This is a genomic window from Pandoraea sp. NPDC090278 (assembly GCF_044772185.1).
Classification (GTDB): Bacteria; Pseudomonadota; Gammaproteobacteria; order Burkholderiales; family Burkholderiaceae; genus Pandoraea.
In genome coordinates, this window is the sequence record NZ_JBIVYJ010000001.1 from 193,020 (window position 1) to 216,458 (window position 23,439).

Sequence of the window (23,439 nt, forward strand, 5' to 3'; positions counted from 1 at the left end):
ACGATCAGTCGGCTGATCGTATGGTCAACTGCGCATCATAGTCCAGCCGAGGAGAGCGCGTCACTTTTCCTGAACAGGCGGAGGAAGCTTATGGCACAAAGCATGAACGCCAGAATAATAAGACCGAGAAAAGCCGACCAGCCCATCTGCTGAATGAGTCCCGGCAGGATCATCAAGGCCGCGGTCCCGATGAATCGGCCTGTGCCGTAGAGCAGGGCGTAGTCGGTGGCGGCTTGCCGACCGGAGGCCCACTCCAGCATCAGACCGCCCAACACGACATAGAGTCCAGCAGCACCTGCTGTCGTCACGATACTGCCTGCAATCACCATGGTGACGTTGGCCTGAACGTGGCCCAACCACACCACAGATGCGCTCGTGACGCATATCCCCGTCATGAACCACGCCACTCGTCGAACAGGGATTGCGCGCATCAACACCGTTGCAAGAAAGCAGGCCGCAGCGTTGGCGAGCGGTGCAACTACGCCGAGAATGCTGCCGATGCGCTCCAGCGACACGCCCATATCCACCAGCAGCAGGCGATTGAAGCTGAACAAGGCCAGTAGCGTGCACACCAGCAGCGTCAGGCGCAGGAACCGCCGGGGCATGTCGGGCTTACGTAGCGTCTGTATCAGGCTGGCCGACGTTGGCAATGTGCGAGCCGACGATTCGCGCTCCTTCGTCACCAGCGTCAGCACCGGCAGGCACGAGAGTGCCGTGGCGAGTGCGATGACGAGAAGCGTGCCGTGCCATCCCAGTTGCGGATACCACGCGACCAGCACGCCGCCGCCGATCACGGCGCCCAGTGAGATGCCGCCCATCTTGGCACCGGCGGCTGCGGCGCGCAGATCCGCTGGCATCGTTTCGACTGTCAGCGCGTCGAGGGCGACGTCCATCGTAGCGGCAGCGACGGTGGCGGTGAAGCCCAGCGCCAGCAGTACGCCCCAGCCGCTAGCTTCCGGCAGGACGAATGCCATGACGACAATGGCCACCACGCAGACGCCCTGCATCGGGATTATCCAGCCGGTACGTCGACCGAGCCACGGCCAGCGCAGGGAGTCGACCACGGGTGCCCACAGAAAGGCGAGGCCGAACGGCAGGTAAAGCGCGTACACCCACCGCAGGGCAGACAACTCCATGCCCTGCGCACGCATGATGGGCGCGACGCCGCCCTGCACGAAGCCGAGAATAGTGCCCAGCGATACGTACGCCAACGCGATGGCCAGGAGCATCAATCGCCCCTCGCCGCGCGTCGTTGCATTCGTATCTGACGAAAGATCAGTCGCTCGCATGGTGCATCACCTCGCTCAGAAGCGCACGGTCGCACCGACGCCGACAATGCGCGGCTGCCCGATGCGCACAGAGCTGACCGTGGGCGTCCATGCCTGCCCGGCCACCAGATACTGCTTGTTCAGCAGGTTCCAGGCGAATGCATAGACTTCCCAATCGCCTTGCTGCCATCCCACGCGTGCATTGAGGACGCCGTACGCGGGCAGGTCGAAACTTTCCTTCACATCGACGGAGCGTCGCCCGACGTATTGCCACGCCACGGATCCCTTCAGATGTCCGAACATGCTGCCGATGTGCATCGGTGCGTCGTACTGCAACCCTAATGATCCAGTGACCTCCGGCATGTTCGGAACGCGGTTGCCGTTCTTCGCACCAGTTGAACTGCCCGACGGCACATTGACCAACTCCGACTGGGTGTAGCCGACATTCGCCGTGAGTTGCAGGTGCGGCGTGATGCCGACGATGGCCTCCAGCTCCGCACCCTTGCTGCGATAGTCGAGCGACGCAGTGGTGAACAGCGCCCGAGTCGGATCGAAGACGATCATGTGCCCATTCTTCACGTCGTTGTAGAAGACCGAACCGTTCAGGCCGAGTCGGCGGTCGAGCCACAAGGTCTTGAATCCTGCCTCGTACGTCCAGCTCGTGGAGGTGTCGTAAGGCGTCTCGGGTTTGCCCGTCTGTCCGTTCGTTTGCGTGTTCGGAAAGCCTGCGCCCACTGCACCACGCGACACGGTCGCGTAGGTCATGGCGTTCGGTGTCCACGCATAGGAGAGCCCGGCGCGACCGGTGAGGAAGCTGTCGGACAGAGACTGGTTGTGGTCGGAGTAGGGCACCACTGCGGGGTTGCCGTTGCCCGTGAATTCGAAGTCGGCGTTCTTTCGTTCGTACGTGTAACGCAGGCCAAGCGTCGCTTTGAGACGTTCCGTAAGCGCCAGCGTGCCTTCACCGAAAACGGCGGCGCTGGTGGTCCGGATGCGGTTGTTCTGCGCGCCGTTTTGCGTCTGGAAATTGAATGCGGCGGGCGAGGCGACCGCCGTCGTTTCGTTGCTGAAGTTCGAGTGGAACAGATTGACGCCCGTGGTCCACGCGAACGGGCCACCGTCCAGCGACGACAGACGGAATTCCTGCTGTACTGTGTTTTCCCTGAAATGGATGTCTGCGAGGTCGGCGTTGGGGACGTTGTAAACGCTCTGAGGCCGACCCGTCATCGCAGAGTAAATCAGTCCGTCGGTCAGATCGAACGGCTGCGTCGAGCGGCTGTTCAGGAAACTGGTCAGCGAGGTCAAACGCATGGCTGAAAACTCGTGCTCGACCTTCAACGATGCACCCGTGTCACGCCAGCGAATGTCGCTGCGCGGATTGACAGCGCTTTGCGGGAAGTCGGGATTCTGATACCAGAGGAAGCGCGCGGCATCCGACTTCCGGTCGTCATAAAAGCCGGTGAACGTGACGGTGGTGTCGTCCCCTGGCAACCACAGCAGCGAGCCGCGAACGGCGCCGACCTGCACGCGTCCATCCTTGCCGCCCGCCGCGAGATTCGGCACGGTGCCGTCCAGATTCGAGTAGCGCACTGCCACGCGACCGGCCACCGTTTCCGACAGCGCGCCATTGGCGACGGCTTCCCCCACACGATGCCCATGCGAGCCGACTTCGGCGTTGACAGAGAACGCGCGCTTGAAGGTAGGCGTGTTCGGAATCACGTTGATGGCCCCGCCTTGCGTGTTGCGGCCGAACAGCGTTCCCTGCGGGCCGCGCAGGATCTCGACACGGTTGATGTCGAAGAGCGTGGGCGGCGCGCCGTAGACCGAGCGCGGGACTTCGTCGAAGTACATGACGACCGACGTGTCATCCGAAGAGAGCGGAGCGAATGCGCCGACGCCACGAATCACGAACAGGTTGCCGAACAACCCGCCGCTGTCGACGAACGAGACGTTGGGTGCGGAGCGGGCGAGACCACCGTTGCCGTCAGACGGTGATGCCGCTTCCTTGACGGCTTTGCTGTCGAGGACTTTGATGCTGATCGGTACGTCCTGTGCCGATTCCTCGCGCTTGCGCGCGGTGACGGTGACGGCGGGGAGTGCGGTGGCGGCCAGGGCGGCTGCGTTGGCAGTGTCTGCCGAATCGTTCTGCAGGTTGTCTTCCGCGTGAGCTGGGGCGGGGCTCGCCATCAAGACGGCAATGACCGCCAGGGCAATGCTGGACGGGAGCAGGGTCTGCGCAGCGCGAGGCCCGCACAGAGTCGGCGTAAGCATGGTGTTCCTTGAATGTGTTGAACGATCCCACACGGGAATCCCATGGCTGCGATGCCTGTCCTGCGATGACCGGCGAATGGCTAGGGTGTCATTCAGTGATGAGAACTTAACTAATCAATTAGTGGACTGATCAATTGATCAGTCGTGATGCTAATGGTTCTCATCTCGACCTGTCAACAAGGGAGGCTCAGAAACGACAAAGCCCCGCGCTTGGCGGGGCTTTGCTTTGCGATGCGAGCAAACGAAATCAGTGCGCGCGCTTTCCTACTAGTCGTAACCCACTCGCCAGACACCCGGCCGCCGAAAACGCTGCGCCCCATGCCAGCGCCCACGTCGAACCGTGCGTACCGAACAGGCCCAGCGCCAGTGCGACGAGCGCGGCGCCCGTCGCTTGCCCCAGCAGACGCGACGTTCCGACCATGCCGCTCGCGCCGCCGCTGCGCTCCGGCGGTGCGCTGTGCATGAATGCCTTCAGGTTCGGCGACTGGAAGAAGCCAAAGCCCAGCCCACACAGGCCCATGCGCCAGCCGATATCCCACAACTGCGCGTGCTCCGGCATGATCGCCAGCAACGCCATACCCGCACTCAGCATTGCCAGACCGATAGCCCCCAGCGCCCCCGGCGGATACTTGTCCGACAGACGTCCGGCGACCGGCGCAATCGCGGCCACGAAGAACGGCCACGGCGTCATCAGGAAACCCGTCTCGATAGGGCTGCGATGCAGCACGTTCTCGAAGTAGAAGGGCAGCGAGACCAGTCCCAACCCTTGCGTCGCGAAGGCGCAGATGGCTGTGAGCGTCGACAACGCAAACGCAGGCAGACGCATCAGATCGACCGGTAGCATCGGCGCACGATGGCCGCGCTCGCGTCGGATCAACGCCCAGCCGAAGACGAGCGCGCCGATGAAGCAGGTCAGCGTCAGATGCCAGTCGGCTTGTTGCGCACTTTGGCTCAGCGCAAAGATCAGCAACGAGAACGTCAGCACGTTGAGCAATGCCGCGATCATGTCCGGCTTGTGTTCGCTGCGCGGCGTGTCGGGCAGGTTGCGGCGCGAGAATGCCAGCGCCAGCAATCCCGTCGGCACGTTGATCAGGAACAGCCACGGCCAGCTCGCGAATGCCAGCACGAGCGACGCGACCGTCGGCCCGATGGCGAACGAAATGCCGACGATCAACGCGTTTAGCCCGACCCCGCGTCCCAACTGCGCCGCCGGATACAGAAAGCGGATCAGCGCAATGTTCACGCTCATGACCGCCGCAGCGCCCACGCCTTGCAGCACACGTGCCCCCGCAAGGAAGCCGAGCGACGGCGAGAGCGCGCACAGCAGCGACGCTGCGAGAAACACGGCCACGCCCCACATGAACACGCGCTTGTGGCCGACGCGTTCACCCAGCGATGCGAAGGGCAGCAGCGTTGCGACCATCGCCAACTGGTAGGCGTTGACGATCCAGACCGAGGCGGACGGCGTCGTATTCAGATCGAGCGCCATCTGCGGCAAGGCCGTGTTGGCGATGGCGGTATCGAGACTGGCGAGCGATACGGCGAGCAGAATCGCCGTCATGGCGAGCCCGCGTCCGGTGGCAGGAGGCTCGTGCAATTGCGCCGCGGCAGGGGCGGGCGGCGCGCTTACCGTCGACGTGTCGGCGGTCGGAGGCAACGACGACATGACGGATCAGCCCTCGGCCAGAATCTGACGGATGGCTTGCTCGAAGACTTCCGGCGGCTGACCGCCGCTCACGAGATGGCGGTTGTTGAAGATGATCGCCGGTACCGAGCTGATGCCGAGATTCTGATAGTGGCGCTCCAGCGCACGCACCTGATCGGCATACTCGTCCGTCGACAGAATCTCGCGCGCGCGAGTGGCGTCGAGTCCGGCCTGTTGCACGGCATCGACGAGTACTTCGGGATCGCTCGTGCGCTTGCCGTCGACAAAGTACGCGCGGAACAGCGCTTCCTTGAGGGCGAGCTGTTTGTCGTTGCCCACGGTCTGCGCCCAGTGCAACAGACGATGCGCATCGAACGTGTTGTAGGCGTGCGTGCGCAACTCCATGCGCATCGGGAAACCTTCGGCGGCAGCACGGGCGCTGATGTTCGCTCGGTTCTGCGCCATTTGCTCCGGCGAGAGACCGTACTTGCGCGACATGTAGTCGGCAAGCGGCACGCCCTCGACAGGCATGTCCGGATTCAGTTCGAATGGGCTGAAGTGCAGGTCGGCTTCGACCTCGTTGCCCAGACGGGCGAGCGCCGTCTTCAATGAGGCAAGACCGATGGCGCACCACGGGCAGGCGACATCGGAGACAAAGTCAATCTTGAGAGTGGCAGGCATGATCTGACGGCGCCAACGCGGCGCGTGCAATGAAAAACGCGTCGCCTTGCGCGACGCAACATGGCAATCGTCGCACAAATCGATAAATCTCGCCGATTCCCGCACCGTCATGTGCAGAACCCTTTACCCGCGCGCATTTTGGGCTAATGTGACGGGGGCGCGTGATGTCGATGGATGTTTTGATCGTCGGAATGATTGTTTCGGCTGGTGAATCGGCATCGTGAGCACCTCCATTGTTTCCCCCCGAATGACCTACAAGGAGTCCGATATGCCGTCTGCCGCCGATCTCGTCGCCTCGCTGGGCCTTATGCCACATCCCGAGGGGGGGCATTATCGCGAGACGTATCGCGCCGCTGGCACGGTCGCCGCCGACGCGCTGCCCGGTGGCTTCTCCGGTCCGCGCAGCATTTCCACTGCGATTCTCTATTTGCTCGAAGCGAACGACTTTTCCGCGTTTCATCGCATTCGCAGTGACGAAGTCTGGCACTTTCATCTCGGCGGCACGCTCTGGATTCACGAGATCGATTCGTCCGGTCGGCTCACGACAACGTGTCTCGGACACGATGTTGAGAACGGCGAGCAGTTGCAGCACGTGGTTCCCGCAGGCCACTGGTTCGCGGCACAGCCCGCACCGTCGACAAGTTTTGCGCTGGTCGGATGCACCGTCGCGCCGGGCTTCGCCTTCGAGGACTTCGAGATGGCCGACCCGACGGCGCTCGCCGCGCAGTGGCCAGCGTACGGCGAACTGATTGCGCGACTTGGGCGCGGCGCATCGGTGTAACGTTGGAATGGTGTAACGGTCTGCCGACGCAACCTCGCAGAGTGCGATAGCATCGACGCAATCCCGCAACACAGCTGATGACTGACCCCCATGTCCCATCCCGACGACGTTCACTTCTACGACCCGGCCAAAGGCCACGGCCTGTCCCACGATCCGTTCAAGGCGATTGTCGCGCCGCGCGTGATCGGCTGGATTTCGAGCCGCGACGCGCAAGGTCGCGTCAATCTCGCGCCGTACAGCTTCTTCGGTGCTTTCGCGTCGTTCCCGGCCATCATCGGGTTTTGCAGCGAGGGCTACAAAGACTCCATCGCAAACATTGAAGCCACGCGCGAGTTCGTCTGGAATCTGACGAGCAAGTCGCTCGTCGAGCAGATGAATCGGACGTCCGCCCCCGTGCCGCATGAGGTCGACGAATTCGAACTGGCGGGCTTGACCAAAGCCCCCGGCGTCAATGTGGACGTGCCGCACGTGGCCGAGTCGCCCGCGTCGCTCGAATGCAAGTTGCTGCAGATCGTGCGCATGCACGATCTGGAAGGCAAGCCGATGAACAACTGGCTTGCACTGGGGCAGGTGGTCGGCGTGCACATCCGTCGCGAGTTCCTGCGCGAAGACGGGCTCTTCGATACGGCCAAAGCACATCCGGTCATGCGCGCGGGTTATCTCGGCGACTATGCCGAGATCGGGCCGATGTTCGATCTGCGTCGTCCGAAGGCCTGAGCAACTCGCCGCACTGTCCTCAAATTCCACAATGCGTTATTGACGAAATCGGCGCGCGCATCGATTGACTTTGTCATGTGCGTGCGCATCCGGACTCCGGCCCTTTGTCACGCGGTGTTCTCGTCGATGCGGTAATCCCCGACCGGCCGGTCGGACATAGCGCTCGCAATCATTTGTAAAATTTGCTGCGATGCAAAATGTATTTCGGACGCGTATGCTTGCCACCTTCGTTGACGCCCCTGCGCCCGGCGTCCCCTCCCGCAGGCATTGAACAGCCTCGATTTGCGCGTTTCGCTCTCGCGACACGCGCGGAGTAGGTTCGTCCCTGGCGCCGTCAACGTAGCGCATTTGCGCTCGTTTTTTGTTGCGGCACACCAGGACCCCCCAATGTTTCCCATCCTGTCCCTTCTGATCTGGCTTCCCATCGTGGCTGGCGCGCTCGTCATGCTGCTCGGCCAGGATCGATTCCCCAATACCGTTCGCTGGGCGTCGCTCGTCGCCGCCGTCATCTCGGCTGCGCCGCTCGTGTCGCTCGTGCGCGGATTCCGGACCAGTGTGTCCAGTTTGCAATTCGTCGAGCGCTTCCGTTGGATCGACTCGTTCGACGCGTCGTGGCATGTGGGCATCGACGGCATCTCGCTGTGGCTTGTGGCGCTGACCGGTGTGACGACGATCATCGTCGTGCTCGCATCGTGGCGCGCCGTGACCACGCGCATGAGTTCGTACTTCGGTAGCTTCCTCGTGCTCTCCGGCCTGATGCAGGGCGTGTTCACGGCGCAGGACGGCATGCTGTTCTTCGTCTTCTTCGAAGCCACGCTGTTGCCGCTGTACCTGCTGATCGGTGTCTACGGCCGGGCTAACAGCACGCGCGTAGCGGTGAAGTTCTTCTTCTTTTCACTGACCGGTTCGCTGATGATGCTGGTCTCGATGCTCTATCTGTACATGCAGACGCAGAGCTTCGACATTGCACGTTGGCAGGCGCTACATCTGCCGCTCGCGATTCAGGTGATGCTGTTCATCGGCTTTCTCGGGGCGTTCTCGGTCAAGGTTCCGATGTGGCCGGTCCACACGTGGCTGCCCGAGGTGCACCTCGACGGACCGACCGGTGCGGCTGTCATGCTCGGCATGCTGAAGCTGGGCGGTTACGGGCTGCTGCGCTTTAACCTGCCGCTGTTGCCGGACGCCAGCCATTTCCTCGCGCCACTGATGGTGGTGCTCTCGCTGGTCGCGGTGATCTACGCGAGTCTGGTGGCGCTGGTGCAGACCGATTTGCGCAAGCTGCTGGCGTACTCGGCGGTGGCGCACATGGGGCTGGTGACGCTCGGCTTGTTCCTATTCTCCGAGATGGGGACCGACGGCGCCGTGATGCAGATGATTTCGTACGGCATCGTGTCGGGCGCCATGCTGTTGTGCACGGGCATGTTGTATGACCGCACCGGTAGCTCGTCCATCGATGCCTATGGCGGTGTGGCCGCGACGATGCCGCGCTTTGCGACCTTCGCAATGCTGTTCTCGATGGCGAACGTCGGTATGCCGGGCACGTCGGGCTTTGTTGGCGAGTTTCTCGTGCTGATGGGCGCGATCAAGGCGAACTTCTGGATCGGCGCGCTCGCGTCGCTCACGCTGGTGCTGAGCGCGGCTTACACGCTGTGGATGTACAAGCGCGTGATCTTCGGTCGTGTGGGCAACGCCCGCGTGGCGTCGCTCAAGGACGTGAGCCGCCGTGAGTTCGCGCTGCTCGGCGCAATGGCCGTGATGGTGCTGGGCATCGGCCTCGATCCGAAGCCGCTGACCGATGGCATCGACGCTACGGCGATTCAGGTCGTGCAGGACATCGAAAATCACCGTTTGCCTGCTGGCGATCCTGGCAGCAGCGAGATGGCAGGGCGTCGCCACGGTGATGCTGCAGGACACGCGGCCGTGGTGGTGAAGGGCGCGCGACCGGATGCGTAATCCGTCGTGACTCAATAAAAATGGGCGCTATGAAGCGCCCATTTTTTATTCGCCGCTCACGAATCAATGGCTCATCGTTTGCCACAAACGGCGTCGCCGATCGCTGAAGCGACTGACTTGCCGTTCAGCGCGATGTCCCACTTGTCAGTAACACTGCCGTCGAAATTCAGTTCGTAAAGCGTGCCGTAACCGCGCTCGCAATCTGACGACGCGATGATGACTTCGTTGTAGTCGAAACTGTTCTCACGCAGATTGTCGAAGCGCGACAGCATCGACACCGACGGCTTGCCCTTGAATGCACGCTTGCGTGCGGTATCGTTCTTCAGATAGACCTTGTTGCCCGAGTCCTTGACCGAGACGATGAACTCCCACGCATCTTTCTTCTCGGCAAGCGAGACGTGCCCGGTCTCGTTGTCCCAGCTCAGGCAGGCCATCGTGCCGATATTGTCGGCCACCGTCGGACCGAATCGCACGAATTGGTCTTTGCTCACGTACTGGCCTTCCATGCCGTTGTAGTACACGAACCCGTAACCCTTGCGGCACGCTTCGAGCAACACCACGGCCTGACCGTAATCGTACGTATTGTTGGCCTTATTCTTCTTCTGATAGAGGTACTTGTAACCGTTGTTCTTCTTGCCGTCGACATTGGTCATCGAGCCGCTACCGCGCTTTCCCTGCCAGACCAACTTCGGCGTTTCCGCCACCGTCATCCAGTCTCCCGCGTCGTCGGCATGCGCCGCCTGCATCATCACCACACCGGCAAGCGTGCCCAGCACTGCTTTCACCCACATATAATTTTTCTCCTCGACATCTGACTTCCAAGGCGTACCGCTGCCTTTCCCCGTGTACCCCGAAGTCGGGTATTTCATCGCTAACCTCGGAGGGGGCGACGTCAATGCTCAACTTTTCGGGGCATGAAATCTCTCTTCGGCACCTGAGCCGAAAACTTTAGCGAGGGCGGGCGTCTCGCTTGCCACAATTCTTTAACGATCCCTCGCCAGAATGACGGTCATGCCATGCAAGTGGCATTTTTCAGTGATGAGTTTGCACACGTGTGCAAACAACGCTCGATGCCATCGTCAACCCAGTGAGAGATCGCATGAAACTGTCTATCCGTCTGCGCGCTTTGTCAGCCGCTGTTGCCGCCGCCGTTGGCCTGTTCGTCGTGGCGACGAGCGTGAGCGCGGCCGATCTCGTGATCGCCGGGCGTGACGATATCTACGGCAAGGGCCTTGCCGAGGCCGTCGCGAGCTTCAAGAAGTCTCATCCGTCCGCAGACATCGAGCTGTTGAAGCTGCCGAACGCGAACCTCTATCAGAAGCTGAAGCTGTCGATGCGCGAAGGCACGGGTGCCTACGATCTCGTGATGATGGACGACACGTGGTCGCCCGAATTCATGGCGAACGGCTGGCTCAAACCGCTGCCTGCGACGCTGGTCGACGCCGACATGGTGGCTTCGACCGTAGCGCTCGGCCGTGCGCCGAACGGCAATCTGTACGCGCTGCCGGTGGTCGGTAACGTCGAGATGTTTGCGTATCGTCGCGATCTGCTCGCGAAGCACAAGCTGCAAGCACCGCGCAACTGGGACGACGTGCTGAAGATCGCTCAGACGACCGGCACCGACGCTAGCGTGTCCGGCGTGGTGTTTCGCGGCACGAAGGGTAATCCCGTCGTGACGGGGTTCCTGCCGATTCTATGGGCGTATGGCGGCGACGTGATCGACGCGAATGGGAAGGCTGCCATCGATTCGCCGCAGGCGCTTGCCGCACTGAAGATGTTCGTCGCGCTCAAGGCGCATGCCCCGAAGGATGTCGCGGTCTACGGCGCAGCCGAAGTGCGCGATGCCTTGCAAAAGGGCGCGGCGGCGCAAGCCATCGAAGTGTGGCCTGCGTGGGTGCCCGCGCTGGACGATCCGAAGCAGTCGCGAGTCGTTGGCGAGGTCGCATTGCAGGCGCCGCCGGGACAGGTCAAGGGGCCGGCGCCGATGCTCGGCATCTGGCAGATGGCCATTCCGAAAGACGCGCAGCATGCCGCGCTCGCACAGGAATTCCTGGCGTATCTGACGTCGCGCGATACGCAGACGCGTCTGGCCGTCATGGGCATTCCGCCCACGCGCAAGAGCGTGTTCGAAGATCCCGCGCTCGTGAAGCAATTCCGCTGGTATCCGGATCAATTGAAGGCGCTTGAAGCCGGACGTGCGCGTCCGCGCGTGAAGAACTGGGAGCAGATCGAGAGCTTGCTGGGCGACGCCCTGCAACTCGTGATTACGGGGCAACTCACGCCGGAAGCTGCGCTGCGTCAGGCGTCGCAGAAGATCGCGCCGGTGCTCACGACTGCGGCCAACTAACGTCCCGACGATTCCATGCATGCTGCACGTCGCTGGTGGCCCCTGATCTGGCTGGTGGGGCCAGCCTTCCTTGTTATCGCTGTGCTGGCGCTGTATCCGGTACTGCAAGTGCTGTTCGATTCGTTCTTCCAGGTCGACTACGCGTCGGGGCACCGGGCGTTCACCGGGCTGAAGAACTATCGGACGGTGCTCGCCGACGACAACTTCACCGCGAGCTTTTTCAACACGGTGCACTTTACGATCGTGGCATCGGTGTGCGAGGTGGTGCTCGGCGCAGCGCTGGCGTTGCTGTTCTCCCGTGCGTTTCGCGGGCGGCGTTTCGTCATGCCGCTGTTGATCCTGCCGATGATGCTTTCCACGCTGGTGTGCTCGGCCATCTGGCGCAACTGGCTGAATTTCAGCGGGTTCCTGAACGCGTTGCTCGCGAAGTTCGGTCTGCCGGGCGTGCAATGGTTGTCCGATCCGGGGCTGGCGATCTGGTCGCTGATTCTTGTGGACGTCTGGCAATGGACGCCCATGGCCTTCCTGATCGTGCTCGCAGGTATTCAGTCCATCGATCCGGAGTTGTTCGAGGCGGCCCGCACCGACGGCGCGAGCGAGTGGCAATGTCTGCGCGACATCACGCTGCCGCTGCTCGTGCCGCAGTTCGTGCTGGCCATGCTGTTGCGCTCGATCGATACGTTCAAGTTGTTCGACAAGGTCTACGCGCTTACCGGCGGTGGCCCCGGCAATGCGACGCAGACACTGTCGACCTATGTCTACGACACCGGATTTCGCTTTTTCAGCGTGGGGCCCGCGAGTGCGGCGTCGGTGCTGATGTTGCTCGTCGCGTCTGTGCTCGTCTCGGTCAATGTCTGGATGTCGATTCGTAAGCGGGGGGCGCGATGAGTGCAGGTACGTCGTCTCCCAGGTCGCCCGCGTCGCTTACGTTCCGCCGGTCGGGGCAGCAAACGCTGCTCTGGACGTTGCGCATCACTGCGCTGGCGATGTTGTTGCTGCCGTGTGTCTGGATGCTCGGCGCGGCGTTCACGCCGACGCTGGAGCGTCTCGATCATCCGCTGGCGCTGTGGCCGCAGACACCGACCTTGCAGCACTTTCAGACGGTATGGGAGAGCGGCATCGGCCGTCAGGTGCTCAATTCCCTGCTGGTGAGCTGCGGCACGACGCTGCTGTCGCTGACGCTGGCGTTTCCGGCGGCCTACGCGCTCGTGCGTTTGCGCTTTCCGGGGCGGCTCGACGTGGTTTTTCTGATGCTGGTGCTGGCGGTCAAGCTGATGCCGCCGATTACCGTCGCCGTGCCGCTGTTTTCGCTGGCGAAGACGTTGCATCTGCTCGACTCGGAAGTCGGGCTGATGCTCGCTTATCAGGTGTACACGCTGCCGCTGTCGATCTGGATGCTGCTGTCGTTCGTGCGTGAGATTCCCGTCGATTACGACGAAGCGGCGTGTATCGATGGGGCAGGGCTGTTCCGTCGGCTGGTGGACATCATGTTGCCGCTGTGTGCGCCGGGATTGGTGGCGACGGCGATCTTCGTGCTGATCGCCGCGTGGAACGAGTTTCTGCTTGCGCTGCTGTTCGTCTCGTCGCCGAGCAAGTTCACGTTGCCGCTCGCGGTGGCGGGCTACGTCACGGAGAACGGCATCGATTGGGGCGATCTGATGAGCGTGGGCATGATCGCATCGCTGCCGACGTTGGCTGTTGCGGGATACGTGCAGCGCTATTTGCTGCACGGGTTCTCCGGTGGACTCAAGTGATGGGCGAGGTCGAGGTCGAGGTCGTCAGGCGCAGGTTTTCCGCACGACGCTCGTGACCGGGACGATGCGCGTTCGCGAGACACCTGAGAACGCGTTCATGCGGTCGATGAGCAGTTCGATGGCGGTGTCCGCCAGCGCATGCGTGTCCTGAACGATGGTCGTGAGCTGGTAGTTGTCGTAGCTCGCGGCGGGAATGTCGTCGAAGCCGACGATGCGGATGTCCTCCGGTACGCGCATGCCGAAGTGCAGGCGCGCCGTGTCGATGAAGCCGAGCGCGAGCAGATCGGACGAGCAGAACACGCCGTCGGGGCGTGGGGCTTGCCAGTCGAGCGGCGCGAGCAGGGCGTGCGCAGCGGCGACGCCGCATTCGTAGGTGTCGCCCGGCGTGCTGTGGGTTTCGACCGGATGAGCGAGCTTCGGGTCTTCCTTGGCGATGAGTTGCGTCGCGCGAAGGAAGCCAGCGCAGCGGGCGCGACCGTTGTAACTGGGTTTGGTCGGACCGACAAAGGCGAGGCGTGTCGCGCCGGCGTCGATCAGGAGCCGGGCCGCGAGTGCGGCGCCTTCGGCGTTGTCGCTCACTGCCACGTCTGCACCGGGCAGGTTCGACGCGCGGTTGATCATCACCACGGGAATCTCGCCTTCGAGGTACTGGCGGGCGAGTCCGAGCGGGGGAGAGGCCGACGTCATGATGATGCCGCCGATCCGGTAGCTCAGCAGCATGTCGAGCGACTGCTGGATTTGCACGGGATCTTCCGCGTTCACCACGATGGGGGTGAGTTTGTGACGACCAAGGGCGGCAATGATTTGTGCGAGGAGCTTCGCGCGGAACGGGTTTTCGAAGCCTGCGGTGACAACGCCGACCATGCTGCTGCGCTGCATGATCATTTCGCGGGCGATCAGGTTGACCTGATAGCCGAGCGAGCGTGCGGCTTCCATGACGCGCTCTCGGGTCTCCGGGGCGATGCTGGCGGTCGGCGAGAACGCGCGCGAGACGGCGGAGCGCGACACTCCCGCGCGGCGGGCGACGTCGGCGGCGGTGACCCAGGACGTTTGTTTCTTCGGCATGGCGTGGCGAGTAAGGGGACGCAAAGCTTGCTTCGCGCAGCGTGCACGACGAAAAGGGCAAGAAGATGACGAACGAACAAGATGCAACGGTAGCACGTGTCGCACCGGCCGCCTGGATGACGGATCTGCGTGACGACATCCCACTCAACTGCCTGACGATGCCCGGCAGTCACGACACATGCGCCTACACCGTGGACGACGCGCTTGCCCGGACGCAGCGTGCGAGTCTCGCCGTTCAACTGGCGCGCGGCGTGCGGGTGCTCGATATTCGCTGTCGTCACGAAGACGATGTGTTTCACATCAATCATCAGCGCATTGCGTTGGGGCTGATGTTCGACGACGTCATCGCAACATGTGCGGCGTTTTTCGTGCGCCATCCGGGCGAATGCATCGTGATGTCGGTGAAGGACGAGTGCGGCGACCGGCACTGTTCGCGCAGTTTCGCGCAGACCTTTGCGTCGTACGTCGAGCGCTACGCGGCGCATGTCCGCTGGTATCTGGGCGACACGATTCCTCGTCTGGGGGACGTGCGCGGGGCGATTGTGTTGTTGCGGCGCTTTGCCTGTGCGCCGACAGCGATTGCGCCGATGGGGATCGATCTCACGGCGTGGCTGGATAACGCGACGTTCGATATTGAGCGGGCCGGTGCGTCGTTCACGATTCAGGATGAGTACCGTGTGCCGGTGGAAGCGTCCATCGATTTCAAGTGGCAGAGGATCGATGCGCTGCTGGCTCGCAGCGATGCGCTTGCGGCTGAGCGTTGGGTGGTCAGTTTTTGCAGCGGTACCGGCATGGGCGCGAATCCGTATCGCGTGGCTTGTGGCGGTGTCAGGCCCGATCAACGCGGCATCAACGACATGCTGAGCGCGCGGCTGACCGTGTTCGACGGGGCGTGCGGCACGATGATGGTCGATTTCTGCGAGCACGCGGATTGGGCGCTGGTGCGTGAGCTGGTGGCGCGAAACGTGCGCTGGCGGCGTGACTCGTCGGATGTCGACGATGCCCCGCGTTCAATGGAGGCGTGATGCTCCGTCACGCGCGCTTGTGTTTCGTTTTATCCCTCGGGCGGCTGTTGTCGCCGTTCTTCATCAGGATTTCGTTCCATGCATCCCATGCTTAATGTCGCGATCCATGCTGCGCTCGGCGCGGCACAGATCATCCATCGCGCCTCGGGCGATCTCAACCGGCTGACCGTCAGCAAGAAGCAGCACAACGATTTCGTGACGGAGGTCGACAAGGCGTCGGAGGCGGCGATTATCGAGATGCTTCGGCGGGCCTATCCGGATCACGCGATTCTGGCGGAAGAATCAGGGCGTGAGGCGGGCGGTTCCGATTTCGAATGGATCATCGATCCGCTGGACGGTACGACGAACTTCATCCACGGTTTTCCCTATTACTGCGTGTCGATTGCGCTGGCGTATCGGGGCGAGGTGGTTCAGGCGGTGGTCTACGACCCGAACGCAAACGAGCTGTTCACGGCGACGCGTGGTGGCGGGGCGTTTCTGAACGAGCGTCCGATCCGGGTGGGCGCGCGGGCGGAACTGGCCGATGGGCTGATCGGCACTGGCTTCCCGTTCCGGGAGACGGACGACGTCGAGACCTACACGCGCTTGTTCGTCGAGATGAGCGGTGCGTGCGCTGGATTGCGCCGCCCGGGGGCTTGCGCGCTGGATCTCGCGAACGTTGCCGCTGGGCGGTTGGACGGCTTCTTCGAGCAGGGCGTGAACGCATGGGACATGGCCGCCGGGAGTCTGCTGATCACCGAGGCAGGCGGCCGGGTGGGCGATTACGCGGGCGGTGGCGATTTCCTGCGCCTAGGCGAAATCGTCGCGGGCAACCCGGCGGTGTATGCGCAGATGTTGCCGAAGTTGGAGCGTTATAGCCGGACGATGCAGTGACTGATGGTGGGCGGGCGAGCGACGGAGCAACCGCCGGAGTAAGCTACGCGGGTGCTTGAACCGTGTCTCTCGTGTTTCGTCCAATCAACTCATCCGGTCCGTCACCATGTCATTCATTTCTGTTGCCGTCGCAGTCATTGGTGTGGTGGTCTTCGCACAGCCTGTTCAGGCGGCGACGTCCAGCGAGAAGGCGCGTCTTGAGGCGCCCGTCAAAGCGGTCGCGGATCAGCGTATTGCCGTCGATACGTCGCACGGTAACGGTACGTTGCCCGTCTATGCGGACCATCCGGTGGATCAGCCTGCACCCGACGTCACGCGTGTGTTCATCGTCATTCACGGCACACTGCGCAATGCCGACGTGTACTACGCCTCGGGGCTACAAGTTGTCGAGAAGGCTGACGAGGACCGCAAGAGCACGATGGTCGTAGCACCCCAGTTTCTGACGCCCGCCGATACGCGGGCGTTTTCATTGCCCGCCTCAACACTCGCGTGGTCTCAGGAAGGATGGAAAGGCGGCGAGCCCGCACGCACTCCGGGCCCTATCAGCTCGTTCGAGGCGCTCGACGCGTTGCTCGCGCATTTCGCCGACCGTCGCTTGTATCCGTCGTTATCGACCGTCGTCATGATGGGGCACTCTGCGGGGGCGCAGTTGTTGCAGCGCTATGCCGTGACGGGGCGGGAGGGGGATTCACTCGCACGTGTCGGCATTGCGCTGCGCTATGTGGTGGCGAATCCGTCGAGCTATCTGTATTTCGACGACGAGCGGCCGAACAAGCAGGCGATGGCGAACGGCAGTTGTCCGCGTGCGACGCAATGGAAGTACGGTTTGAAGTCCGCGCCTCCCTACGTTGCGTCACAGGACGTGCGCGACCTGGAAGCGCGTTACGTATCACGCGATGTCGTGTACCTGCTCGGGCAGGCCGACACGAATCCGTACACGCACTTCATCGATCGTTCATGTGCTGGAATGGCGCAGGGCCCGTACCGGCTCGCGCGAGGGTTGGCCTATTTCGACTACCTGAAGCAGCGGCATCCGGATGGCCTCGCGCAGAAGGTCGTAGAAGTGCCCGGCGTCGGACATGACGGACTTGGCATGTTCACATCCGCCTGCGGTCTCGCTGTGTTGTTCGGTCGCGCGTTGCCGACGTTGTGTCCGGTGATCGCAGGCACTGCGCCGAACGCATCAGGGTCGGCGCGGTAAGCAAGCCCGCGACATTTCCGACCGCAAAAGAAAAAGGGCTGCACAGTGTGCAGCCCTTCGAATTCGTTTGGTAGGCCGTGCGGGATTCGAACCTGCGACCAACGGATTAAAAGTCCGCTGCTCTACCAGCTGAGCTAACGACCCAACGAAGAAAAAGATTATAGCGTTGCGGTCGTTATAGTGTCAAGACTTCTGTGACGCGGATGTGTCCATTTCAGGGCTATTTCTCGTAGTTGCGCGCGAATTACGCTCAAACACTGCGCTCAATGCGCCACATCTGATACTTGAACGCACAGACGCCGCCCACCAGAATCGCCGCGATGGCGACGAACGAGCCGACCGCCAGCGTCGACACACCCGACAGCCCCTGTCCGACCGTGCAACCCAGCGCCGTCACGCCGCCGAACCCCATCAACGCGCCGCCGACCATGTGATTCGCCGTGTCTTCCGTCCCGTGGAAACCTTCCCAGCGGAAGTTGCGCGATACGAGGGCGTACACAAACGAACCGGCGATCACGCCCAGCACGCTCGAAATCCCCAGCGTGATGACGTTGCTCGTGTCGCTCCACATCATCAGCCAATACAGCGTGTAAGCCAGCGGCGAGACGAACGACAGCGCTTCCATCTTGCCGGAGTTCGTCGCAACGAAACTCTCTTCGAGCGTGTTCGGATTCTCGGCGACGTAACCGATCTTGCCCGAGACGTACCAGAGCGCCACGATGATCGCGCCCACCACGAGCCCGCCGAGCAGATTGTCGAACGTCCAGAATTCGCGCCGGACAACGGCGGCAATCACGAATGCACCGCCAACGATCAGGCCGAGCACGAGTTGCGCACGGTGCACGTCGCCGCCGAACAGACCGCCAAGGAGTGTGGGCAGATCCTGCGACGTCGCAAACGTCGTCTGCACGCTATCGAGCGCGGCCACGCGGAAGACGGCGAACAAGCCCTTGAGCGTCATGTATGCCGAGACGCCGATCATCACGAAGACGAGCAACGATTTCAGATTGCCACCGCCGATGCGCACGAGTGTCTTGCTGCCACATCCGGACGCGAGCACCATGCCGAAGCCGAAGAACCAGCCGCCGACGAGATACGAGAGCCAGGTGAAGCGCGGCGTCGTGTAAATCGCCTTGACCGGATCGACGATGCCCAGCGATGCGAGCACCCCCGTGCCGATGGTCGCGACGCCGATGGCGAGCCACCACATCCGCATGCGATTCCAGTCGCCGATGTTCACGATGTCGGAGAGTGCGCCCATCGTGCAGAAATGCGTGCGTTGGAGCACAGCACCAAACACGAAGGCCAGGCCAAAGGTGAGCCACACGACAGTGTGGGAGAGGGCGTTCAGATCGACGTCGGTCATGAGGCGAGAAGACGATAGCGGCCGGGCTGGCCGTTCGATACGTTGACGCGAGCCACGGGGCGCGGCCGGCAGTGTTGTTATCAGACGTGATGCGCAACCTGTGCACGATCACATCGCGGGTACGGTCGCCATGACGTGCAGGACACTGACGGTCCACACGCATCCCCTGAGACGCCGCGCCTCGAACGTTTGGAAAGTCCGTATTCTACTTGAGGTCATGCCCATCGCTTGCAAAGTGCGCGCCGGAAACGACAACGCCGCCCAGGGGCGGCGTCGTTCGTTTGACGAGTGACCTCACACGGAAGGTTGGTTCGCTCAACCTCCCAGGGGGCGTCTTACTTCAGCTTGGCCGAGCGCTTCTTGGCCTCCGCTGCCGATTCGGTGTCCGGGTACTTGGCCACCAGATCCTGCAACGTTTTCTTTGCTGCCGCAGTCTGCCCGGATTCCGCCTGGTTGCTGGCAATTGCCAGCATGGCCTCGGCAGCCTTCGGGCTCGTCGGGTACTTCGTCACGATCCCTTGCAACGTCGCAGTCGAACCCTTCAGATCCTTGTTGGCGTACTGCGCATTGCCAAGCCAGAACTGAGCTTCGGGTTGATACGGGCTGGCAGGATACTTCGCCGTGAAGGTCCGGAAATCCGTTTGCGCACCCTTGTAGTCACCGTTGCGGAATTTCGTCAGCGCGGCGTCGAAAACTTCCTTCTCGCCCGGTTGGACGGTGCCGGTCACGCCGCCGACGGTCATCTGCTGCGGTTCGAATTTCTTCAGACGGCCGTCGAGGTCGTTGTAGAAATCCTTTTGACTCTGTTGCAGGTTCGCAAGCTGGTTCTTCAGATCTTCGTTCTGGCCGCGTTGATCGGCCAGATCACGTTGCAACTGCTGGATCTGGTTGTTCAAATCCAGCACGTTGCGCGTGAGCCCCTCGATCCGCTGCTTGTCCGAATCCAGACGGCTGCGGATATCGAGGATCGCTTTGCGCGCCTCGTCGTCGTCGAACAATCCGGCATGCGCGAGCGGGCTCAGCACCGAAGTGCCGAGCGTCACCGCGCAGATCATGTTTTTAAGCAAACGAGACGTCATGACGATTCAATCAATAAGCCAGGTCGACGCGACGGTCTTGGGCCCAGGTGGCTTCGTCGGTACCCGTAGCCTTTTCCTTGCCCAGCGACACGGCTTCCATCTGGCCGGCGTTGGCGCCCAGTGCCGTCATGGTCTTCAGGACGGCTTCAGCACGCTTCTGACCCAGGGCCAGGTTGTACTCGCTCGTACCGCGCGGGTCGGTGTTGCCTTGCAGCAGCACGTGACGTTGCGAGTACTTCGACAGGAAGGCCGAGTGAGCCTGGAGCAGCGGGGTGTATTGCGAATCGACGCTGTACGAATCGAAACCGAAGTACACGCTGCGCTTGGCGAGCGGGCCGTTCGGGTTGTTCAGTTCGTCAGCCGATGCGTCGACGGGGGCGACGGCGCGTGCGTCGGTCGTGGTCTGACCCTTGTTGGCGTTAGCCTGGTCGTCGAGCTTCACGCCCGACGAGCAAGCGGCCAGAGCGGCCAGCGAAGAGATGGCGAGGATATTACGAAGCAGGGAACTCATATGAGCCTCCGTTTGATGTTGCTGTTGATGTTATTGCATGAAAGGGCCCCAGGAGGGTTCGCGAACTTCCCCTCCTCGAACCTGAAGAATCTGCCGGGTTTGCCCGTCCACCGAGACTGCCGCGAGAACCTTCCGGCCCCCGGACTGCGTTGCATAAAGAATGTACTTGCCGTTCGCGGCAAAACTCGGTGACTCGTCGTGGCTGGTGTCGGTCAGAGCCGTAACATCGCCAGTGCTCATATCCTGCACGCTCAGCTTGAATCCGCCACCCTGACGCGCGATGAACGCGAGCAACTTGCCGTCGGGACTGATTCGCGGGCTGACGTTGTAACTCCCCTTGAAGGTCACGCGCTGCGCGCCACCTTCACTCTCGCCACCGGCCGGCATCTTGTAGATCTGCGGACCACCTCCACGATCGCTCGTGAAGTAAATCCATTTGCCGTCCGGGGAATACTGCGGTTCGGTGTCGATCGCGCCGCTGCGCGTCAGACGCTTGAGGCCACCGCCATTGGCGTTGACCTGATAGATCTGCGTGTTGCCGTCGCGCGAGAGGGCCACGGCCAGCTTGCTGCCGTCCGGCGCCCACGACGGTGCCGAGTTGTTGCCTTTCTCGTTCGCGAGCACAGCACGGCGGCCGCTCGGCAGATCGTGGATGTACACGACCGGCTTGCGCTTCTCGAAGGAGACGTAAGCGACCTTCGTGCCGTCCGGTGACCAGGCCGGCGAGATGATCGGCTCGCGGCTGTTCAGGGCGACGCGTGCGTCCTGACCGTCGGAGTCGGAAATCTGAAGCTGGTAGTTCGGGCCGTTGTGCAGCACGTACGACAGACGCGTGGCGAACACGCCGCGATCGCCCAGCAACTTCTGGTAGATGTAGTCGGCGATCTTATGTGCGGTCAGACGCAGGTTGGCTTGCGACGACGTCAGCGCCAGACCGCCGAGCGGCTGGCCGTTCACGGCATCGTAAAGACGGAAGCTGACCTGGAAGTTGCCGTTGCCCGATGGCGTGATGGTGCCGGAGACGAAAGCATTCGCGCCCTTGGCGCGCCACGTGCCGAGATCGACCGAATCGTCCACACCCACGGTGGCACCACCCGTATCGATCTGGTTGAAGCGACCGCTATTGCTCAGGTCGGCCTTGACGACGGCGACGATATCCGTCGGCGCCGTGCCTTTGAAGTTCGACACGGCGATCGGGTATCGGTTGGAGCCGACACCCGTAATGTCGACGGTCAGCGGTGTCTGCGCATGGGCGATCGTGCAAGCCGCGGTGAGCCAGGTGGCCACCAGCGCACGCCATGCATATTGACTGGAGATTCGCATGCGTTCGATTGGTCAGTTACGCGTTGCAAGGGCCATTTTTACCACATTCGAATGAAAATGGACTCGCATCGCTCGGTTTTCGTTCCCGTTTGACAACACACTCAGTTTTTTGGACTGAAGCGCAGGTTGACGGTCGGGGGGGCTTTGCCGTTCGTGTCGCGCGGCAACGGGTCGGATTTGGTGATGGCGGCCTGTACGGCGGCGTCCCACGCGGGGTTGCCGCTCGACTTGGCCAACTGCATCGACAGTACGCTGCCATCCGGTGCCAGACGTACCGTCACGACCGCCGTGGGATTGCCCTCGGTGTCGCCACCATAAGCGATATTCGGCTTGACCTTGGCGCGCACCCGGTCGGCGTAACCCGCCGATGCCGTGCCGCCGGCGCCCGAGCCGGTACCGCCCGCCTGCGAGCCCAGACCGTTGCCGGTCGCGCCCGGAGTGCCACCCGCCATGCCGCGCAACGAAGCCAGACGATCGGCTCGCGCCGCATCCGCCGCCTTCTGCGCAGCGGCTTCCTTCGCCGCCTTGGCCTTGGCAGCCTTGTCTTCCGCAGCCTTCTTCTCGGCATCCGCTTTCTTCTGCGCGTCTGCCAATTGTTGCTGCTTCAATTGTTCGGCCTTCTTGGCGTCTTCTTCCTTCTGACGTTTCTGTTCGTCAGCTTTCTTCTGATCGGCCAGCTTTTGCTGGCGCGCCGCATCGTCTGCCGCCTTCTTGCGCGCGATTTCGGCAGCCGCCTGCTGCTCGGCAAGTTGCTTCTGCTTGAGAGCTTCCTGACGCGCCTTCTCCTGCTGCGCTTCGAGCAGGCGTGCCTGTTCGGCGGCTTGCTGTTCCTGCTTGCGTTTCTTTTGCTGGAGGGCGATGTCGGCGTCTTCGGCCGGCGGCGTGGGGGCTGCCACGGCCGGCGGGGCCGGTGTGGGCGGTGGCGTCACGACGGGCGGCGTGGGCTCGGCCACTTCGGTCGGCGTCCACAATTCCGCTTCGGAACCGGCGGGCGAGCTGTTCTGCCAGCGCATGCCATAGAAGAGCAGGGCGAACAGCAGCGCATGCATGAACAGCGCGAGAAGGAATGCCCGTCCCGTGCCGCGCTCATCCTTGCGCGGACCGATGGGAAGGTCGGAGCGAGCTACAGTGCGACTCATTTCTGCTTGACGAGCAGGCCCACGCGCTTCACGCCTTGAGCCTTGAGATCGGACATCACGTTCATGACGATTTCATACCGCACCGACTTGTCGGCGGCGATGACGACCGGCTGATCCGGATTCGCCGCCTGACGGCCTTGCAGGAAACCGGTCAGATCGCCCGCGCTCATGCGTTGCTCGATGGTGTTTTCACCATCCTTGTAACGCACCAGCATGCGATTGTCCGCTTCGATATTGACGACCACCGGCGGCGTCTGCTGCTGCGGGCTCGCGTTGGCGACGCTCGGCAGATTGACGATCGACGGCGCGACCAGCGGGGCGGCCACCATGAAGATGACGAGCAGCACCAGCATCACGTCGATGTACGGTACGACGTTGATGTCCGCCATGGCGCGACGGCCGCGGCGAGCGTTGCGCATAGAACCTGCCATGTCTCGGCG

Annotated in this window: 21 protein-coding genes and 1 tRNA gene; 9 read left to right on the forward strand and 13 right to left on the reverse strand. The window is 62.4% G+C overall.

The window, feature by feature from the left end:
• Positions 1 to 35 precede the first annotated feature (35 nt).
• The 4 genes from ACIQWO_RS00755 to ACIQWO_RS00770 form a co-directional block, all read right to left on the reverse strand.
• Positions 36 to 1,229, reverse strand: coding sequence for an MFS transporter (locus ACIQWO_RS00755; protein ID WP_402817919.1), 1,194 nt, complete (start codon positions 1,227 to 1,229; stop codon positions 36 to 38).
• Positions 1,230 to 1,304: 75 nt separating this feature from the next.
• Complete coding sequence (locus ACIQWO_RS00760; protein WP_402817922.1) at positions 1,305 to 3,539, reverse strand: TonB-dependent receptor; 2,235 nt, start codon at positions 3,537 to 3,539, stop codon at positions 1,305 to 1,307.
• Between the two features lie 247 nt (positions 3,540 to 3,786).
• On the reverse strand, positions 3,787 to 5,205 hold the full coding sequence (locus ACIQWO_RS00765; RefSeq protein ID WP_402817925.1) for an MFS transporter: 1,419 nt from the start codon (positions 5,203 to 5,205) through the stop codon (positions 3,787 to 3,789).
• Between the two features lie 6 nt (positions 5,206 to 5,211).
• A complete protein-coding gene (locus ACIQWO_RS00770; RefSeq protein WP_402817928.1) occupies positions 5,212 to 5,865 on the reverse strand; it encodes a DsbA family oxidoreductase in 654 nt (217 codons plus the stop codon).
• 268 nt (positions 5,866 to 6,133) lie between these two features.
• Here ACIQWO_RS00770 and ACIQWO_RS00775 point away from each other — a divergent pair, with 268 nt between their 5' ends.
• The 3 genes from ACIQWO_RS00775 to ACIQWO_RS00785 all read left to right on the forward strand — a co-directional run bounded on the left by ACIQWO_RS00775 (position 6,134) and on the right by ACIQWO_RS00785 (position 9,316).
• Positions 6,134 to 6,646 carry a cupin domain-containing protein gene (locus ACIQWO_RS00775; RefSeq protein ID WP_402817930.1) on the forward strand — a complete coding sequence of 171 codons (513 nt, stop codon included), beginning with the start codon at positions 6,134 to 6,136 and terminating at the stop codon, positions 6,644 to 6,646.
• Between the two features lie 90 nt (positions 6,647 to 6,736).
• Entirely contained in the window at positions 6,737 to 7,363 is a 627-nt protein-coding gene (locus tag ACIQWO_RS00780; RefSeq protein WP_402817933.1) for a flavin reductase family protein, read from the forward strand.
• Positions 7,364 to 7,750: 387 nt separating this feature from the next.
• Complete coding sequence (locus ACIQWO_RS00785; RefSeq protein WP_402817936.1) at positions 7,751 to 9,316, forward strand: NuoM family protein; 1,566 nt, start codon at positions 7,751 to 7,753, stop codon at positions 9,314 to 9,316.
• Between the two features lie 71 nt (positions 9,317 to 9,387).
• Here the strand turns inward: ACIQWO_RS00785 and ACIQWO_RS00790 are convergent, their stop codons facing one another.
• On the reverse strand, positions 9,388 to 10,107 hold the full coding sequence (locus ACIQWO_RS00790) for a hypothetical protein (protein WP_402817939.1): 720 nt from the start codon (positions 10,105 to 10,107) through the stop codon (positions 9,388 to 9,390).
• Positions 10,108 to 10,415: 308 nt separating this feature from the next.
• Between ACIQWO_RS00790 and ACIQWO_RS00795 the strand changes: the two genes are divergently transcribed.
• The 3 genes from ACIQWO_RS00795 to ACIQWO_RS00805 are packed head-to-tail and all read left to right on the forward strand — an operon-like array spanning position 10,416 to position 13,417.
• Positions 10,416 to 11,663: an ABC transporter substrate-binding protein gene (locus tag ACIQWO_RS00795; protein ID WP_402817942.1), complete on the forward strand. Its 1,248-nt coding sequence runs from the start codon at positions 10,416 to 10,418 to the stop codon at positions 11,661 to 11,663.
• Positions 11,664 to 11,678: 15 nt separating this feature from the next.
• Positions 11,679 to 12,551 carry a carbohydrate ABC transporter permease gene (locus tag ACIQWO_RS00800; protein WP_402817945.1) on the forward strand — a complete coding sequence of 291 codons (873 nt, stop codon included), beginning with the start codon at positions 11,679 to 11,681 and terminating at the stop codon, positions 12,549 to 12,551.
• Complete coding sequence (locus tag ACIQWO_RS00805; protein ID WP_402817948.1) at positions 12,548 to 13,417, forward strand: carbohydrate ABC transporter permease; 870 nt, start codon at positions 12,548 to 12,550, stop codon at positions 13,415 to 13,417. The genes ACIQWO_RS00800 and ACIQWO_RS00805 overlap by 4 nt, the downstream gene beginning before the upstream one ends.
• Before the next feature lie 24 nt (positions 13,418 to 13,441).
• On the opposite strand, the gene ACIQWO_RS00810 is transcribed toward ACIQWO_RS00805, so the two are convergent.
• On the reverse strand, positions 13,442 to 14,482 hold the full coding sequence (locus tag ACIQWO_RS00810) for a LacI family DNA-binding transcriptional regulator (protein WP_402817951.1): 1,041 nt from the start codon (positions 14,480 to 14,482) through the stop codon (positions 13,442 to 13,444).
• 65 nt (positions 14,483 to 14,547) lie between these two features.
• Here ACIQWO_RS00810 and ACIQWO_RS00815 point away from each other — a divergent pair, with 65 nt between their 5' ends.
• From ACIQWO_RS00815 to ACIQWO_RS00825, 3 genes are all read left to right on the forward strand, one after another.
• The gene (locus ACIQWO_RS00815; RefSeq protein ID WP_402817954.1) at positions 14,548 to 15,507 is read left to right on the forward strand and encodes a phosphatidylinositol-specific phospholipase C; all 960 of its coding nucleotides are present in this window, start codon (positions 14,548 to 14,550) and stop codon (positions 15,505 to 15,507) included.
• A 78-nt stretch (positions 15,508 to 15,585) separates the two neighbouring features.
• On the forward strand, positions 15,586 to 16,380 hold the full coding sequence (locus tag ACIQWO_RS00820) for an inositol monophosphatase family protein (protein ID WP_402817957.1): 795 nt from the start codon (positions 15,586 to 15,588) through the stop codon (positions 16,378 to 16,380).
• Between the two features lie 106 nt (positions 16,381 to 16,486).
• The gene (locus ACIQWO_RS00825; protein WP_402817960.1) at positions 16,487 to 17,581 is read left to right on the forward strand and encodes an alpha/beta hydrolase; all 1,095 of its coding nucleotides are present in this window, start codon (positions 16,487 to 16,489) and stop codon (positions 17,579 to 17,581) included.
• A 68-nt stretch (positions 17,582 to 17,649) separates the two neighbouring features.
• Here ACIQWO_RS00825 and ACIQWO_RS00830 read toward each other — a convergent pair.
• From ACIQWO_RS00830 to tolR, 7 genes are all read right to left on the reverse strand, one after another.
• Positions 17,650 to 17,725 (reverse strand) — tRNA-Lys (locus ACIQWO_RS00830).
• A 106-nt stretch (positions 17,726 to 17,831) separates the two neighbouring features.
• Positions 17,832 to 18,947 carry a YeeE/YedE family protein gene (locus tag ACIQWO_RS00835; protein ID WP_402817963.1) on the reverse strand — a complete coding sequence of 372 codons (1,116 nt, stop codon included), beginning with the start codon at positions 18,945 to 18,947 and terminating at the stop codon, positions 17,832 to 17,834.
• A gap of 335 nt (positions 18,948 to 19,282) precedes the next feature.
• Positions 19,283 to 20,026 carry a tol-pal system protein YbgF gene (ybgF, locus tag ACIQWO_RS00840; protein WP_246184598.1) on the reverse strand — a complete coding sequence of 248 codons (744 nt, stop codon included), beginning with the start codon at positions 20,024 to 20,026 and terminating at the stop codon, positions 19,283 to 19,285.
• Positions 20,027 to 20,036: 10 nt separating this feature from the next.
• Positions 20,037 to 20,537, reverse strand: a complete 501-nt coding sequence (locus tag ACIQWO_RS00845) for an OmpA family protein (RefSeq protein WP_233325209.1) — start codon at positions 20,535 to 20,537, stop codon at positions 20,037 to 20,039.
• A gap of 30 nt (positions 20,538 to 20,567) precedes the next feature.
• Complete coding sequence (tolB, locus tag ACIQWO_RS00850; protein WP_402817967.1) at positions 20,568 to 21,860, reverse strand: Tol-Pal system beta propeller repeat protein TolB; 1,293 nt, start codon at positions 21,858 to 21,860, stop codon at positions 20,568 to 20,570.
• A 101-nt stretch (positions 21,861 to 21,961) separates the two neighbouring features.
• Positions 21,962 to 22,999, reverse strand: a complete 1,038-nt coding sequence (tolA, locus tag ACIQWO_RS00855; protein ID WP_402817970.1) for a cell envelope integrity protein TolA — start codon at positions 22,997 to 22,999, stop codon at positions 21,962 to 21,964.
• Positions 22,996 to 23,430 carry a protein TolR gene (tolR, locus tag ACIQWO_RS00860; RefSeq protein WP_046291400.1) on the reverse strand — a complete coding sequence of 145 codons (435 nt, stop codon included), beginning with the start codon at positions 23,428 to 23,430 and terminating at the stop codon, positions 22,996 to 22,998. Before tolR ends, tolA begins: the two co-directional genes overlap by 4 nt.
• Between the last annotated feature and the right edge of the window lie 9 nt (positions 23,431 to 23,439).

Coding starts and splice junctions, on each gene's coding strand:
- ACIQWO_RS00765 (WP_402817925.1), bottom strand. CDS start 5,205: ATGTCGTCGTTGCCTCCGACCGCCGACACGTCGACGGTAAGCGCGCCG.
- ACIQWO_RS00785 (WP_402817936.1), top strand. CDS start 7,751: ATGTTTCCCATCCTGTCCCTTCTGATCTGGCTTCCCATCGTGGCTGGC.
- ACIQWO_RS00780 (WP_402817933.1), top strand. CDS start 6,737: ATGTCCCATCCCGACGACGTTCACTTCTACGACCCGGCCAAAGGCCAC.
- ACIQWO_RS00795 (WP_402817942.1), top strand. CDS start 10,416: ATGAAACTGTCTATCCGTCTGCGCGCTTTGTCAGCCGCTGTTGCCGCC.
- ACIQWO_RS00820 (WP_402817957.1), top strand. CDS start 15,586: ATGCATCCCATGCTTAATGTCGCGATCCATGCTGCGCTCGGCGCGGCA.
- tolR (WP_046291400.1), bottom strand. CDS start 23,430: ATGGCAGGTTCTATGCGCAACGCTCGCCGCGGCCGTCGCGCCATGGCG.
- tolA (WP_402817970.1), bottom strand. CDS start 22,999: ATGAGTCGCACTGTAGCTCGCTCCGACCTTCCCATCGGTCCGCGCAAG.
- tolB (WP_402817967.1), bottom strand. CDS start 21,860: ATGCGAATCTCCAGTCAATATGCATGGCGTGCGCTGGTGGCCACCTGG.
- ACIQWO_RS00815 (WP_402817954.1), top strand. CDS start 14,548: ATGACGAACGAACAAGATGCAACGGTAGCACGTGTCGCACCGGCCGCC.
- ACIQWO_RS00760 (WP_402817922.1), bottom strand. CDS start 3,539: ATGCTTACGCCGACTCTGTGCGGGCCTCGCGCTGCGCAGACCCTGCTC.
- ACIQWO_RS00800 (WP_402817945.1), top strand. CDS start 11,679: ATGCATGCTGCACGTCGCTGGTGGCCCCTGATCTGGCTGGTGGGGCCA.
- ACIQWO_RS00790 (WP_402817939.1), bottom strand. CDS start 10,107: ATGTGGGTGAAAGCAGTGCTGGGCACGCTTGCCGGTGTGGTGATGATG.
- ACIQWO_RS00805 (WP_402817948.1), top strand. CDS start 12,548: ATGAGTGCAGGTACGTCGTCTCCCAGGTCGCCCGCGTCGCTTACGTTC.
- ybgF (WP_246184598.1), bottom strand. CDS start 20,026: ATGACGTCTCGTTTGCTTAAAAACATGATCTGCGCGGTGACGCTCGGC.
- ACIQWO_RS00775 (WP_402817930.1), top strand. CDS start 6,134: ATGCCGTCTGCCGCCGATCTCGTCGCCTCGCTGGGCCTTATGCCACAT.
- ACIQWO_RS00755 (WP_402817919.1), bottom strand. CDS start 1,229: ATGCTCCTGGCCATCGCGTTGGCGTACGTATCGCTGGGCACTATTCTC.
- ACIQWO_RS00770 (WP_402817928.1), bottom strand. CDS start 5,865: ATGCCTGCCACTCTCAAGATTGACTTTGTCTCCGATGTCGCCTGCCCG.
- ACIQWO_RS00810 (WP_402817951.1), bottom strand. CDS start 14,482: ATGCCGAAGAAACAAACGTCCTGGGTCACCGCCGCCGACGTCGCCCGC.
- ACIQWO_RS00825 (WP_402817960.1), top strand. CDS start 16,487: ATGTCATTCATTTCTGTTGCCGTCGCAGTCATTGGTGTGGTGGTCTTC.
- ACIQWO_RS00835 (WP_402817963.1), bottom strand. CDS start 18,947: ATGACCGACGTCGATCTGAACGCCCTCTCCCACACTGTCGTGTGGCTC.
- ACIQWO_RS00845 (WP_233325209.1), bottom strand. CDS start 20,537: ATGAGTTCCCTGCTTCGTAATATCCTCGCCATCTCTTCGCTGGCCGCT.